The organism is Chitinophaga pinensis DSM 2588, from assembly GCF_000024005.1.
Classification (GTDB): Bacteria; Bacteroidota; Bacteroidia; order Chitinophagales; family Chitinophagaceae; genus Chitinophaga; species Chitinophaga pinensis.
This window is the reverse complement of record NC_013132.1, coordinates 2,003,732-2,017,556: the sequence shown is the minus strand read 5'-3', so window position 1 is coordinate 2,017,556 and position 13,825 is coordinate 2,003,732. Positions and strand designations below refer to the sequence as shown.

Below are 13,825 nucleotides of genomic sequence, written 5' to 3'. Positions count from 1 at the left end.
AATATGTCTTTAGTACAACACAGCAACGCGAATGTCAGATACCAGCAACAGGTGGATAATTCCATTCACTATGTGCTGCCTTTTATCGATGCAGCTATGCCGGTAACACCTGATCTCCGGATAATGGAAATAGGCTGTGGTGAAGGAGGCGTATTGATACCTTTCCTGGAAAAAGGTTGTCATTGTGTGGGTGTGGATCTGTCGGATGACAAGATTGCACTGGCGCATGACTATCTGAAAGAATATGTAGATGCGGGCAACATGCAGCTGATCAACAAAAATATTTATGATGTTGATTTTCTGGGTGAGTTCAAACATTCTTTTGATCTTATCATTCTGAAAGATGCGATCGAACATATTCCTGACCAGGCGAAGATCATTGGCTATCTCAAGAACCTGCTTACTCCCCGTGGACAAGTCTATTTCGGCTTTCCACCCTGGTATATGCCGCATGGCGGTCATCAGCAGACCTGCGAAAGCAAGGTGCTGAATATGATGCCTTACATACATCTGCTTCCAAACCCGCTCTACAGAGGGGTTTTACGTGCCTTTGGCGAACCGCCTAATATCATTGCGGAACTGATGGAGATCAAGGAAACCGGTATTTCCATTGAGCGCTTTGAGCGGATCGTGAAACAGCAGGGATATGATATAACGAAGAAGCAATTCTATCTGATCAATCCGATCTACAAATATAAATTCGGTCTGAAACCAAGACTGCAATGGGGGCCGGTAGCGGCTGTACCGTTTGTAAGGAACTTCTTGACGACCTGTGTTTATTATATGATCAAGGCGCAATAGAAAGAATTAGGAATTAACAATTAGGAATTAACAATTAGGAATTAGGAATTATTCCCAATTGGATGTCAAGATCATTACTGACTGACGCTAAAAAAAGCATTGGCCCTGATAAAAATACATAAGCCGCTGACAAGTCTCAGCGGCTTATGTATTTTATAAAACGCTTGTAACAGCGAAATTCCTAATTGTTAATTCCTAATTCCTAATTGAACGAACAATAAAAGTATAAATCAGCACGGCGGGATTAACCCGCCGTGCTGATTTATACTTTTATTGTTCGTTCCAGATTTCCCAGCTGGCTTCTGCCTGCAGGATCAGCATCTCATGCCCATTTTTGATCGTGGCTCCTTTGTCGGCTCCTTTTTGTAAAAAGGCAGTAACAGCGGGATTATAGATCAGATCATATAACAGGTGATCGGCTGTGAGCAGTTCATAAGGTATAGCGGGCGCTGCTTCCAGGTTAGGGTACATACCCAGTGGCGTGGTGTTGACGATCAGCGTATGTGAAGCCATTGTGGCGGCATCCAGTTGTTCATAGCTGATGGTTGCTGCAGATGCCTGACGGCTAACCAGCTGATACGGTATATTCAGACTTTCGAGTACATACTGTACAGCTTTTGCTGCACCGCCGGTACCCAGTATCAATGCCTTATTATGATGTGGTTGGAGTAAAGGTTCAAGGGATCTTCTGAATCCGATGGCGTCTGTGTTGTAACCTATCTTACGGCCATCTTTAAACCGGATACAGTTCACTGCCTTCATTTTAGCGGCAGCAGGACTTAATTCATCAAGATATGGTATTACAACTTCCTTATAAGGGATGGTCACATTGAGCCCCTGCAATCCCGGCTGTTGTGTCAGTAAAGCAGGCAGGTCGCCGATGGTTGGGATCGGAAAACTATCATACATGCATTCCTTGATGCCTTCGCGTGCAAACTTCTCGGCGAAAAAGCCTTTGGAGAATGAATGACTCAGCGGATATCCAATAAGACCATAAACCTTCATAGGTATCTGATAAAGCTTTATTGATTCAGGAACAGGTGGAAAGTGTCTCCTCTCAGACCGATACGCATTGCTTCCAGGGAGATCACTTCGTGTGGCGCCAGGTTACCCAGGTTCACATTACAGCCGATCAGTTCCAGGAAATACAGCTGCTGTGCTTTCTGCGGAGCTTCCCAAATAATTTTCTCAGACGGGATCTTGGTCAGGATTTCCTGTACCAGCCCTTCACGTACTTCACCGGTACCGCGATAGATACCTACGTTACCGCTTTCGCGTGCTTCTGCGATTACATAAGTAGCGCCGGCGCCCAGTTCTGCATTCATCAGTTCGATCCATTTATAAGGAGGAATGATGTGTTCTGCATCCTTGGAGCCTACTTCGCTCAATACGGTTGCTATTTTAGCCAGCTTCTCGATATAACCGCATTTTTCAGCGTGCGGAATGGTGATAGATCCGTCGGAAACTTCAATATGTTTAATCCCATAATCTTTGATCACATTCACAAAGTCATCAAACTGATTACGGATCAGAAATGCCTCAAATAAAGTTCCACCGAAGTATACGGGGATATTGGCAGATTGGTATAATTCTATTTTCTGGCGCAGGTTAGGAGTTACGAACGAGGTTCCAAAACCCAGTTTCAGGATATCTACGTGAGGAGACGCTACCGATAAAAAATTCTTGGCTTCTTCCAAACTTAGCCCTTTATCCATCACCATAGTCAGCCCATGGTTACGAGGTTTCTTTGTCCGATCGGGAATTTGTGTCAGATTAAAATTCATTTGAACGTTTTTTTATCGTCATGATTGTTTGTAAATCAAACAACTATACTTCACTGGTTTTCCGGAATAGGGAGCTGCCCATCTTTATTTAACCGGCGCAAAATTAACACATTCCGGTTAAAGACTCTCAAATAAAGGTTTTTATTGGAAAGAAAATTTCATATCTCATAACAATCTGGACATCAATATATTAAAACGAAAAATGCGTAATATATGATGCTAAATTACAGCACATAATATTACGCATTTACGGAACGGGTGTTCCAAAGTATCGTCAGATTACTTGTTTTTTTTGGTCTTTTTATACCTGGTAATGAGCTCTACGATACCGGGATGCTGGAGTAAAGTCGGGTCAAGTTCTATGAGTTTCTTGACATGTTTTACATTCATCTGCAGGGCTGTTTCCAGTTGCAGCATACCTTCTTTAGACTTACCGGTAGCGAACATGATACCTGCCAGGTAGTACTGCAATACCGGTTTGTGACCAACTTTCTGAATAGCTGCATCCAGCTGGATCAGGGCTTCGTCATAGAAACCGGAAATGTAGAGTCCGCGGATAAATTCCTGCCAGGTGGTGATACTGGAAGGACGGATGCGTACGGCGGCCAGCAGGTGAATCAGGCCTTCTTTGTTCTTTTCAAGTTCAATATAACACTGACCAAGGGCGATCAGGTATTCGGCGCTGTTTTTATTGATTTTAATAGCGCTCATGATGGACTTGATCGCGTTTTCCCAGTTGGCTTCTGTCATATAAGCGATACCGATCTTGTAGTACAGCTTATCGTCGCCCGGACTGAGATGGGATGCCTTACGGTAGTAATAGCGGGCCTGTGTGTATTTACGCTGGCGTTCGTAACAGTGACCGATTGCCTCATAGATGACGTCCTCCGGTTTCGCAATTTCGAGGTGTTTTTTCAGCACGTCGATTGCTTCGGCATATTTGCGTAAGCGGATGTAAGCATCGCCCATATTACGGTACGCGTAATCAAATTTTTCGTCAATAACGATGGCGTACTGATAGGCATCGATTGCTTTCTCGTACAATTTAAGCCCCTGATAGGCGGTACCCAGGTTAAACCAGGCCAGCTGATTGTAGGGGTGTTCGTTAATGATATTGGTGTGAAGGCGGATGCTTTCTTCGTTCCGGCCGGTAAATTCGGTCCAGAAACAGATCTTATGCAAGGCCTCTTCGTTATTGGGAGCGTGCTCAAGTGCCAGTCTGAGGCAGTCGAATACCTTTTCGAACTCTTCGCAGTCATCATATACGTCTGCCAGTTCAAGCAGCAGTTCCGTCTTATCGTCTCCTTCAAAAACAGCTATCTGTTCTTCCAGCAGGGCCGCGGCCTTTTCGTGCTGGTTCATCGCAAGATATACATCAGTCTGGAGGATGTACAGGTTAATATCGGTACTATCCAATATGGAAGCTTTTTCCAGCAGATCCATGGCCTCCTGGTATTTCTTCGATTCTATAAGTAGATTAGCCTTTTTCAGTAAGAGAGTAGAAGAATAGGGAAACTGCTCTATCGCCATCTCAGCAGCCTGCATGGCATTAGGAAGTTCATCATGCTCATCATAATAGTCTATGATCAGTTCGAAAGAATCCTCGTCGAGAAAGGAGTGAGACGTGCCTGCTTTCAGGTTTTCAAACTGCTGCAACAAGTCTTTTAACTCCTCAAAATCGTCGTTTAAAAATGGAAAGTCTTGATTCATTAATGTAAATATAAGTATTTTTTGAATCGGCAAGCTATGAGCCGCTTTGCGCCTGATTGTTAAAAATATTTAACATTACTTTAGGAATTTTGCGTATCTTCGTTAAGGATTTGTTATATAATACATAGAAAAGTTTGTATATTTGTGATACAATGAAACAGAAAACTAACATATTGCAGACCTTTTCATTGTCTTTTTTATTGGCGGGGCTCCTGGTAATCAGTGGGTTAACTGCTAAAGCGAATGATAATTTAACCTCCGATAATAAAGACAAGATAAAGAAGAACGAAAATAAAATCTCCCTGGCAGGTCTGTCAGGTAAGACCAACCTGAGCCTTGATGCAGGGTTTCGTTTCAATGGAGCAATGAACTCCAACTTTAAGCTGTCTGATAATAATTCATACAACTTCAAGTCAGTAATGACTATCAAGAAGGGTAACGTAACATATGTATTGCCATATGCTACACAGATTCAGCAGCCTACCCACAACAACTTCCATCAGCTGCACATTGTGCTGCCGTTCAGGAAGAACTAATCATCGTCTACTTTGCATTTGCATAAAAAGAAAAAGGTCCTGTACATTACAGGACCTTTTTCTTTTGTATCATTTCCGGATTGCTCCGTTATTATCAGCTTCCCATCTTCAACAGTTCTTCCCTGCTGATTTCCTTATATCCCGTTTTCGGAATATCGAAAAATGAACCCGGTACTGCATAGATATCAACTTTGGTCGCTATCACGTGCATACGGGAGCCGTTTTTGTTGATGATTTCGAATTGCAGAGGCAAACCTTTCAGATTGACAAAGCGGCGGTTATACTGCTTATTTTCCGGCATCAGATCAGGTGTATAATACACTTCGAAGGTCTGACCATCCGCCATTTTTCCGATCGCTTTCTTACAGGTATAACCTGCAATCTGTTTGGTTTCACCAGCGTCTTTGAATTGCACCTGAAGATATTCCTTCAGTTCTTTTGCATATTCTTCCTTGCCGGCGCGGATCAGGTACTTATCCCCATGATTGTCGATCAGTGTTACAACCGATTCTTCTTTGCTGTTGATAAGATAGCTGTAGTGCACCATTTTGAAATCAAGGTCCACCCTGCTCAGGTGTCCTTTCATATACTGGGTTAAAGTACCGCCTTCAAATGAGGCATCGGTTTGTGGTGGTGTTTCGATCCGGTAAACAATTTTCGCGTCTGACACCAATCGCTGCGCGAACAGACTACCGGAGAGCAGCACACAACATACAAGTGTTAAAAGAGCTTTTTGCATGACAGTAATAATTTCATCCGCATTATTTTAAAAGCTAAGGCCGGATGTCGCCTCTGCATAATGTTGCTGTTGTACAGGGATAATTATGCGTGGCTTTATAGGTTTAAATGAAAAAATCATACCGGATTACCAGACCATCTTTTCCTTCGCCAGAAACGCGTTTATACCTCTCTGACAATCAGCATGTTCCCTGGTTTCTGCATTCATTTCAGCGGCGTTCAGCAATGCATTTTCTATCGGCTGATCAAATACAGAAGTAATCAGTTTTTTGGTCACTTTAAGCGAATTGGCAGAAGCACCGGTACAGAGATCTTCCGCCACTTTTGCCACATGGGCTTCAATAAGGTCGGCGGGCACCACTTCATTCAGCAAACCATAATATTCCGCCTTTTCGGCAGTGATTAATCTACCGGTGAGCAGTAAGTCGCGGGCACGCCCCTCACCTATTTTCCTGACCAGAAATACGGATACCAGCGCTGGTATAAAACCGATTTTCACCTCCGTGTATCCCAGTTTGGCAGCAGGTATTGCATAACTCAGGTCGCAGATTGTTACGAGTCCGCAGCCACCTGCAATCGCATGTCCTTCTACCTGGGCAATAACTACTTTATTATGATAATAGATCTGCTGCATGAGCTGCATCAGTTCTTTTGAATCGGCAAGATTTTCTTCTCTGGTATTACGTTGGAGTTGCTGGAGATATTCTAGGTCTGCTCCGGCGCAAAAAGCTTCACCGGCGCCTTTCAGGATAATTACTTTCACTTCGGGATCTGTCTCAGCCTGATTAAAGGCTGTACGTAGTTCTCCTACTGTAGCGCCGTTCAGCGCATTGCGTTTTTCAGGACGGTTGAGCGTGATCGTTGCTACACGTCCGCTTACATTATACAGGATATGTTCGAAAACCATTGTTATCGGATTAGCGATTTCAGATCGCGGAATGAATATAACAAGAACTTGTTAAATTCCGCGATCTGAAATGAGCTATTATCCGGAATGCTGCGCTTATCTCGCAACTTCTTCTATTACACGTCCTACATTACCGTTAGGCATTTGTATATGCAGTTTTGCCGCAATGGTAGGAGAAATATCCGTCATACCTACTGTACGGTTGCTTTTGCCGGGAGTGATACCCCAACCCATCCATACCAGCGGAATATGTGCATCATAAGGATACCATAAACCGTGGGTAGTACCTGTTTTACCTCCATCGATGAATCCTGGTTGCAGGGCAAACTGGATATCGCCGCTACGTTTTCTGTTAAAACCATTTGCCATCATCGTACGCATTGGTTCAGGCAAGGTAGTGGTCATCAGTTCCTGTAAAGGGAAAGCATTAGCGACAGCAGGATCTTTCAGTAAAGCATTGATCAGGAAATCACGTACTTCTATTGAGGATTTACCTGCTTTAGCAATAGCGTCATGATTCAGGTACAGCTGATAGTTGCTGGCGCCCTGGATCGCTTTATCCAGTCCGAATTGTTCTTTTGCCAGTTTATTCAGATCATTCACAGCTTTTCCTTCACTCCAGCTACCACCAGGCAGTTTATTTTCCTGCATGAAGCCTGGTACGTGTGCCACACCATGATCCGCAGTAATGAAGAAGAGGTATTGTCCTTTACCTACTTTGGCGTCCAGATATTTGAAGAATTCAGCCAGGTCTTTGTCCAGACGCAGGTAAGTATCTTCAATTTCGATGGAATTAGGCCCAAACTGGTGACCGACATAGTCAGTGGAAGACAGACTGATCGCCAGCATGTCTGTTACGCTACCTTTACCCAGCTGGTATGCTTCCAGTGCTTTCTTCGCAAACTCAAGCGTCATGGTGTTACCAAATGGCGTAGAGGAAATAGATTTGAAAGGATTACCGGTAGTACCACCCAGGTCGTGCGGGAATGCCGGCGCGATACCAGGTTTGAAAGGACCTTCGTAAGGTTTATTATCAGCAGTGCTTAAAGTATAGGTATCGATCGGATACATTGGCGTCCATGGCTGACTCAGGTAACGAGCTGGCCATTTCATGCTGTTGAAGTCAGTTGCCCAGTCTGGTAACTGATTCATATAATAAGAGCTGGTGATCCAGTTACCGGTGCTGCCATCATACCAGTAAGCAGCAGTAGCGCTGTGACCGGCAGGCAGGATAGCGCCGCGATCTTTAATCGCCACACCTACTACTTTACTCTGGAAGTTGGTAGCGAGACGCAGTTCGTCTCCGATGGTGGTCACCTGCATGTTGCGGGGACTCATTTTACCGGCTGCAGAAGTACTTCCAACTGTATTCACAGTAGAATCTTCCGCACAATATATGTCTCTGTTGAGCTCCCTGTTATACCAGTCATTGCCCACAATACCGTGCACGGCAGGAACAGAACCGGTATATACGCAGGTATGACCACAGGCCGTAATGGTCGGCGTATAGTTAATTAGCGTATTTTCGCAGGAGAATCCATCCTTCAGTAACCGCTTGAACCCACCATCTGTATAGCGGTTGGAATATCGATATAAATAGTCCCAGCGCATCTGATCCACCACGATACCCACCACCAGCTTGGGACGGGTCACATTCTTGGGAGCGGCCGGTTTGCTCCATGCAGTTGCAAAACCGGGTTTGGGAGAGGTAGCTTTCTGAGCATTCAGAGATTGTGTAACGAGCAGGGTTGTCGCAGTCAATACACACGACAAGAATTTACAATTCATGATTCTTAAATACATTATTTATTATTCACATTTTCAAAGGTAACCCAAGTTTACAAAAACTAATATTTTAATACCTTTGTGCGGGTTTTCGAATGATCACTCTTAATTATTATTTAACATATGGATATTTTTGAGAAACTGCTAAAGCACATGGGCCCTATAGGCGAACACTCTGACAGAGCTCATGGCTACTTCGCGTTCCCTAAGCTGGAAGGTGAAATTGGTCCCCGCATGAATTTCAGGGGGAAAGAGAAAGTTATATGGAGCCTGAATAACTACCTGGGGCTTGCCAACCATCCCGAGGTACGTGCTACTGATGCCAAAGCAGCAGCCGATTACGGACTTGCCACTCCAATGGGGGCCCGTATGATGAGTGGTAACACCAATTATCACGAAAAGCTGGAAAAAGAATTATCCGACTACATGGGCAAAGAAGACACTACCTTGCTGAACTATGGTTATCAGGGTATTATGAGTGCTATCGATGCTATCTGTAACCGTCACGACGTGATCGTGTATGATGCAGAGTGTCACGCGAGTATCCTCGACGGTCTTCGCCTGCACCCAGGCAAGCGCTATGTATTCAAACACAATGATATCGCAGACTGTGAAAAACAGCTGCAACGTGCAGAGCAACTGATCAAAGGTACCCCGGGCGGTATCCTGGTTGTTACTGAAGGTGTGTTTGGTATGGCGGGTGATCAGGGTAAACTGAAAGAAATCGTTGGTTTAAAAGAAAGATATCAGTTCCGTCTGATGGTAGATGATGCGCATGGATTTGGTACAATGGGTAAAACCGGTGCCGGTACAGGTGAAGAACAGGGGGTACAGGACCAGATCGATCTGCTGTTCAACACTTTCGCAAAATCCGGTGCTTCTATCGGCGCTTTCATGAGCGGCGACAAAGCAATCATTAACTTCCTGCGCTATAACATGCGTTCCCAGATCTTCGCAAAATCAATTCCTTTACCACTGGTAATCGGACATCTGAAACGCGTAGAACTGATGCGTAAACATCCTGAGATGAAAGCGAAACTCTGGAGCAATGTGAATAAACTGCAACAGGGACTGCGTGATCGTGGTTTCAATATCGGCAGAACTAACTCTCCTGTAACGCCGATTTACCTGCAGGGTGATATTCCGGAAGCCACCGCAATGTGTCTGGATCTGCGTGAGAACTACAACATCTTCTGTTCCATCGTAGTATATCCGGTTATTCCAAAAGGACAGATCATCTATCGTCTGATCCCAACCGCTGCACACAGCGACGAGGATATCGAACTGACGCTGAAAGCGTTCACCGAGACGAAAGAGAAACTTGACAAGAAAGTATACGAAGTAGCTGAAATACCAATGGTATAATCAGTTCGTAATAAAGAAAAAAGCCCGGATCGTATGGTCCGGGCTTTTTTGTTATTAATAATATCAGGCAGAATTGATGAATAGGTGGCTGACATACAATCTGCCAATCCGGGTCAAAAAATTATGGTGCTGTCCTTATTTATGTTTTTATGGCATCGGCTGAACCGGGAAAAGGGAAATATCCGGCTTAGAAGTGGCTAAAGCGGCTTTGTGGTTGCGTTGCAGGAGGAGCACTTTAGACTGTAATATGTAAGGACTACTTATTTCAGTGAGGCAGAAAATCCATTTTCCTGGACATTTTGTTCCCTGTAGTTCCTGTTTTTTTGGGGAGATGCGTCGTATATGCGTCGTGTATGAAGCATATATATAGTATGAAAGGACGGGAATTGTTGATAACATATCTTATAATGGCCCTGCAAACCTGCTGGTATATACGCAAACAAGCTAATTCATTGACAATGAATCACTGTCTTATTGACTGTAGACTGACAACTGCTTATGCCTTAATTCCGCTGCTTTTATAATGCAGATCACCTGCTTGTATATACGCAAGACATCTTATATCTTCTTAACTCATTGATTTTTAATAAAGAATCACGTACAGACGACTGATAGGGGTTTACACCTATGCTCCATATACGTTTATGGTTTGAAACGCGAGGGATATATATACAAATCCGTATAGGCTCCAATGTTAATTCTTTGCCCTTGGAGCTTAATTCTTTATTGCCTTTATACTAATGGCATAACATTTGCGTTATATGGAAACAGCTGAAAAAAGTAAACCCCTCGTTGAATACGAGGGGCTTCACAACAAATCGTTCTTTCTCACTAGGTGTAAGTTTCACTTAGCTTTCATCAGGACATGGTAGAACAATTGGTCTTCATAGAATTAGAAGCCCTTAGGCTCCTGGGATAAATAAACTGGCTTTCATAGGTCTGGATCCTTTCGTCTCCAGGAATGTTAATTGTTCTGAATAATTGGCTTTCATAGGCCGGAATTCTTTTAATTCCGGGGATTGATTCTAATTGGCTTTCATAGGATCGGAATGTGTTAGATTCCGTAGGATAAAATAACTCGATTTCATAGGACCGGAATGTGCTAGATTCCGTAGGATAAAATAACTCGATTTCATAGGACCGGAATGTGCTAGATTCCGTAGGATAAATAACTGGATTTCATAGGCCGGAATGTGTTAGATTCCGCAGGATAAAAATAATTCTTCTGATTTCATAGGCTGGAACTCTTTCAATTCCAGGGATAAAATTGGCATTGGCTCTCATAGGACAGGAATCACTCTCATGATTCCAGGGATAAAATATATTGGATTGGTCTTTTTTATTAGACCCGATGTATTCGCATTTCTCTTTATCAAAAGTACTCTAAGCAGCGTGATATAAATTCACACGAACATGGGATTTTGTTAATGACTTGTTAAAAGGATTTAACATTACAATAATACTTGAAGAGGTGTAAAAACCTTATCCGTCGGGCATTCCATAACAGCGTATATGCTATAAGTGTATGATGGACAGTCCACAAATGTTAAGAGGCACAACATAACACCCATGTGGTATATACGTTGTACCTCTCAATATTTAAAGTATAAGCTTTTTACTATAAATGAGACTCAATTGCTATATCATAAGGCTGTTTCCAGCTTTCCACCGTTCCCCAGTCTTCATTGTCTATTATAATATGCTCTCCTTTAACAACACCCAGCTTCTCTGCTTTCACTGAATGTTCAGTAGCGTCTATCACAGTATGCATAACAGCATCGAACTTCTCTTTGTCTTCCGGTCTGATAGTAACAATAGCACGGCTTTGGCTTTCACCAAAGAGGAATGCATCGTTACGGAAGTTAGGATTGCTGTGGATATCGAAGCCTAAGCCTGAAGTCATGGCACTTTCCAGCAAGGAGATAAACAGACCTCCTTCACTGATGTCGTGGCAGGACTGGATAATACCGGCTTTATTGAGTTTCGCGATAGCCTGGTGCAGGCGGTGCTCTTCTTCCAGGTGGAAGTGTGGCGCAGGGCTGAACTCAATACCAATCAGCTTATGCAGGTATTCAGAACTGCTGATATCATTACGGCTGCGACCTATTAAGTAGATCAGGTGACCTGACTCTTTAAAGTCGAGGGTTATACGATCAGCGATATTGTCGAGGATACCCAGCATACCGATAGTAGGCGTAGGGTATACGGCGCCATCGGGAGACTGGTTATAAAAACTTACGTTACCACCGGTAACGGGCGTATTGAATTTACGGCAGGCCTCTCCCATTCCCTTGATCGCATATACGAACTGGTAGTATACTTCCGGATCATAAGGATTCCCGAAATTCAGGCAGTTAGTAATCGCTACAGGTTCACCACCACTACATACGATGTTACGGGCTGCTTCTGCCACAGCGATCTGACCGCCTATATGCGGATCCGCATATACGTAGCGGCTGTTACAGTCTGTCGTCAGTGCCAGGATCTTTTTAGATCCTTTTACCGTAACGATAGCGGCATCACTTGGGGCATTCGTGCTGGCATTAGCGGTACCTACCATGCTGTCATACTGGTTATAGATCCAGCGTTTAGAAGCAATATTAGGCAGCTTTACCAGCCTTTCTGCCGCGAAGCGTGCATGCAGGGTGTCTGGTATTTTATGAATATCAAAAGCCTTTACTTTTTCGAAGTAGGTCGGCTCTGTATAGGCACGGTGGTATTGCGGAGCGCCACCACCCAATACGAGGCTGTCTGCCGGAAGATCTGCTTCCAGGTGACCGTTCAGATAGAACTTCAGTTGTTTATCAGTCGTCACTTCACCGATCTGCGCACAATGCAGGTCCCACTTTTCGAATATTTTCAGCACATCGGCTTCACGGCCTTTGTGTACAACAATGAGCATTCTTTCCTGGCTCTCGCTGAGCAGTATTTCCCAGGCTTTCATGTTTTCCTGACGGGTAGGTACTTTATCCAGCTGGATGGCCATACCATGTCCGCCCTTGGCACTCATTTCAGCGGTGGAGCAGGTAATACCGGCTGCTCCCATATCCTGCATACCAACGAGTGCGCCTGTAGGAATAATTTCAAGACAGGCTTCCAGCAGTTTCTTTTCCTGGAAAGGATCGCCTACCTGTACGGATGGCAGATCTTCTACGCTGTCTTCGGTGATGTTAGCGCTGGCGAATGATGCGCCGCCGATACCATCTTTACCCGTTGCGGAACCTACGATGAACACCGGGTTACCGGCGCCATAGGAAGTGGCGGAAACAGTCTGACCAACTTTTACCACACCAACACTCATTGCGTTAACAAGCGGGTTGGTATTGTAACAGTCTTCAAAATACGTTTCACCACCGACAGTTGGCACACCGAAAGAATTGCCATAGTGGCCAATTCCATGTACAACGCCTTTCACAAGGTGTTGCGTTTTCTTGTCGTTGATATTACCGAAACGAAGAGAATTGAGCGCTGCAATGGGGCGTGCACCCATGGTGAAGATGTCACGATGAATACCACCTACTCCTGTAGCTGCGCCCTGGAAGGGTTCTATGGCCGAGGGGTGATTGTGGGATTCGATTTTGAATACGCAGGCATAACCATCGCCGATATCTACCAGACCGGCATTTTCCTCGCCGGCTTTAACCAGCAGGCGCTCACCTTCACGGGGCAGGGATTTTAACCATACGATGGAATTCTTATAACTGCAATGTTCACTCCACATGACTGAGTACATGCTCAGTTCTGTAAAATTGGGGGTACGGCCCAATATACCTTTGATACGCTCAAATTCGTCTGCTGTAAGACCGAGTTGCTCAGCAGTTTCGACGGTTGTTTGGGAGAACTTATCTGTAGTTTCTACGTTAGATTGCATGGAACTAATTGTATAAGTGCGAATAGATGAAATGAAGCACAAACGTACTTGTTTTTCCGCCAATTGACAAAGGTTATTGACAACTTGCAGTCATTTGAGACTAAAAGAATTATGCCAGTTTTTCGGCAAGATTTGAAAGGGGGAAACAATATATAAAATGTCCAACGCGATAGTCATGCAGCCCTGACAAATTATATTTTTTTAAATATATCAGTTTTAAAGCGATAGCTTATTAGTTTTTTAGTTAAAAATCAGAAAAATTAACGATTTTCACCAATAAATGTAATTTTTTAGTTAAAATTCACTAATTTCTTGCTTATGTTATAGC

Annotated in this window: 10 protein-coding genes; 3 read left to right on the top strand and 7 right to left on the bottom strand. The window is 43.9% G+C overall.

Annotation, left to right across the window (positions count from 1 at the left end; translation table 11 throughout):
• Positions 1–3: 3 nt before the first annotated feature.
• The gene (locus tag CPIN_RS08395; protein ID WP_012789344.1) at positions 4–801 is read left to right on the top strand and encodes a class I SAM-dependent methyltransferase; all 798 of its coding nucleotides are present in this window, start codon (positions 4–6) and stop codon (positions 799–801) included.
• A 270-nt stretch (positions 802–1,071) separates the two neighbouring features.
• Here the strand turns inward: CPIN_RS08395 and CPIN_RS08390 are convergent, their stop codons facing one another.
• The 3 genes from CPIN_RS08390 to CPIN_RS08380 all read right to left on the bottom strand — a co-directional run bounded on the left by CPIN_RS08390 (position 1,072) and on the right by CPIN_RS08380 (position 4,295).
• Positions 1,072–1,806: a shikimate dehydrogenase family protein gene (locus CPIN_RS08390; RefSeq protein WP_012789343.1), complete on the bottom strand. Its 735-nt coding sequence runs from the start codon at positions 1,804–1,806 to the stop codon at positions 1,072–1,074.
• A 17-nt stretch (positions 1,807–1,823) separates the two neighbouring features.
• Positions 1,824–2,585, bottom strand: a complete 762-nt coding sequence (locus CPIN_RS08385) for a phosphosulfolactate synthase (RefSeq protein ID WP_012789342.1) — start codon at positions 2,583–2,585, stop codon at positions 1,824–1,826.
• 279 nt (positions 2,586–2,864) lie between these two features.
• Positions 2,865–4,295, bottom strand: coding sequence for a tetratricopeptide repeat protein (locus CPIN_RS08380; RefSeq protein ID WP_012789341.1), 1,431 nt, complete (start codon positions 4,293–4,295; stop codon positions 2,865–2,867).
• A gap of 152 nt (positions 4,296–4,447) precedes the next feature.
• On the opposite strand from CPIN_RS08380, the gene CPIN_RS08375 reads away from it, so the two are divergent.
• Positions 4,448–4,831 carry a hypothetical protein gene (locus tag CPIN_RS08375; RefSeq protein ID WP_012789340.1) on the top strand — a complete coding sequence of 128 codons (384 nt, stop codon included), beginning with the start codon at positions 4,448–4,450 and terminating at the stop codon, positions 4,829–4,831.
• A gap of 94 nt (positions 4,832–4,925) precedes the next feature.
• Here CPIN_RS08375 and CPIN_RS08370 read toward each other — a convergent pair whose 3' ends face one another.
• From CPIN_RS08370 to pafA, 3 genes are all read right to left on the bottom strand, one after another.
• Positions 4,926–5,570, bottom strand: a complete 645-nt coding sequence (locus tag CPIN_RS08370; RefSeq protein WP_012789339.1) for a hypothetical protein — start codon at positions 5,568–5,570, stop codon at positions 4,926–4,928.
• A gap of 126 nt (positions 5,571–5,696) precedes the next feature.
• Positions 5,697–6,476, bottom strand: coding sequence for an enoyl-CoA hydratase/isomerase family protein (locus tag CPIN_RS08365; protein ID WP_012789338.1), 780 nt, complete (start codon positions 6,474–6,476; stop codon positions 5,697–5,699).
• Positions 6,477–6,572: 96 nt separating this feature from the next.
• The gene (gene pafA, locus CPIN_RS08360; RefSeq protein WP_148230523.1) at positions 6,573–8,264 is read right to left on the bottom strand and encodes an alkaline phosphatase PafA; all 1,692 of its coding nucleotides are present in this window, start codon (positions 8,262–8,264) and stop codon (positions 6,573–6,575) included.
• 120 nt (positions 8,265–8,384) lie between these two features.
• Between pafA and CPIN_RS08355 the strand changes: the two genes are divergently transcribed.
• A complete protein-coding gene (locus CPIN_RS08355) occupies positions 8,385–9,626 on the top strand; it encodes an aminotransferase class I/II-fold pyridoxal phosphate-dependent enzyme (RefSeq protein WP_012789336.1) in 1,242 nt (413 codons plus the stop codon).
• 1,618 nt (positions 9,627–11,244) lie between these two features.
• On the opposite strand, the gene purL is transcribed toward CPIN_RS08355, so the two are convergent.
• Positions 11,245–13,497, bottom strand: a complete 2,253-nt coding sequence (purL, locus tag CPIN_RS08350) for a phosphoribosylformylglycinamidine synthase subunit PurL (protein ID WP_012789335.1) — start codon at positions 13,495–13,497, stop codon at positions 11,245–11,247.
• Positions 13,498–13,825 lie beyond the last annotated feature (328 nt).

Coding starts and splice junctions, on each gene's coding strand:
- CPIN_RS08370 (WP_012789339.1), bottom strand. CDS start 5,570: ATGCAAAAAGCTCTTTTAACACTTGTATGTTGTGTGCTGCTCTCCGGT.
- CPIN_RS08375 (WP_012789340.1), top strand. CDS start 4,448: ATGAAACAGAAAACTAACATATTGCAGACCTTTTCATTGTCTTTTTTA.
- CPIN_RS08355 (WP_012789336.1), top strand. CDS start 8,385: ATGGATATTTTTGAGAAACTGCTAAAGCACATGGGCCCTATAGGCGAA.
- CPIN_RS08395 (WP_012789344.1), top strand. CDS start 4: ATGTCTTTAGTACAACACAGCAACGCGAATGTCAGATACCAGCAACAG.
- purL (WP_012789335.1), bottom strand. CDS start 13,497: ATGCAATCTAACGTAGAAACTACAGATAAGTTCTCCCAAACAACCGTC.
- pafA (WP_148230523.1), bottom strand. CDS start 8,264: ATGAATTGTAAATTCTTGTCGTGTGTATTGACTGCGACAACCCTGCTC.
- CPIN_RS08365 (WP_012789338.1), bottom strand. CDS start 6,476: ATGGTTTTCGAACATATCCTGTATAATGTAAGCGGACGTGTAGCAACG.
- CPIN_RS08385 (WP_012789342.1), bottom strand. CDS start 2,585: ATGAATTTTAATCTGACACAAATTCCCGATCGGACAAAGAAACCTCGT.
- CPIN_RS08380 (WP_012789341.1), bottom strand. CDS start 4,295: ATGAATCAAGACTTTCCATTTTTAAACGACGATTTTGAGGAGTTAAAA.
- CPIN_RS08390 (WP_012789343.1), bottom strand. CDS start 1,806: ATGAAGGTTTATGGTCTTATTGGATATCCGCTGAGTCATTCATTCTCC.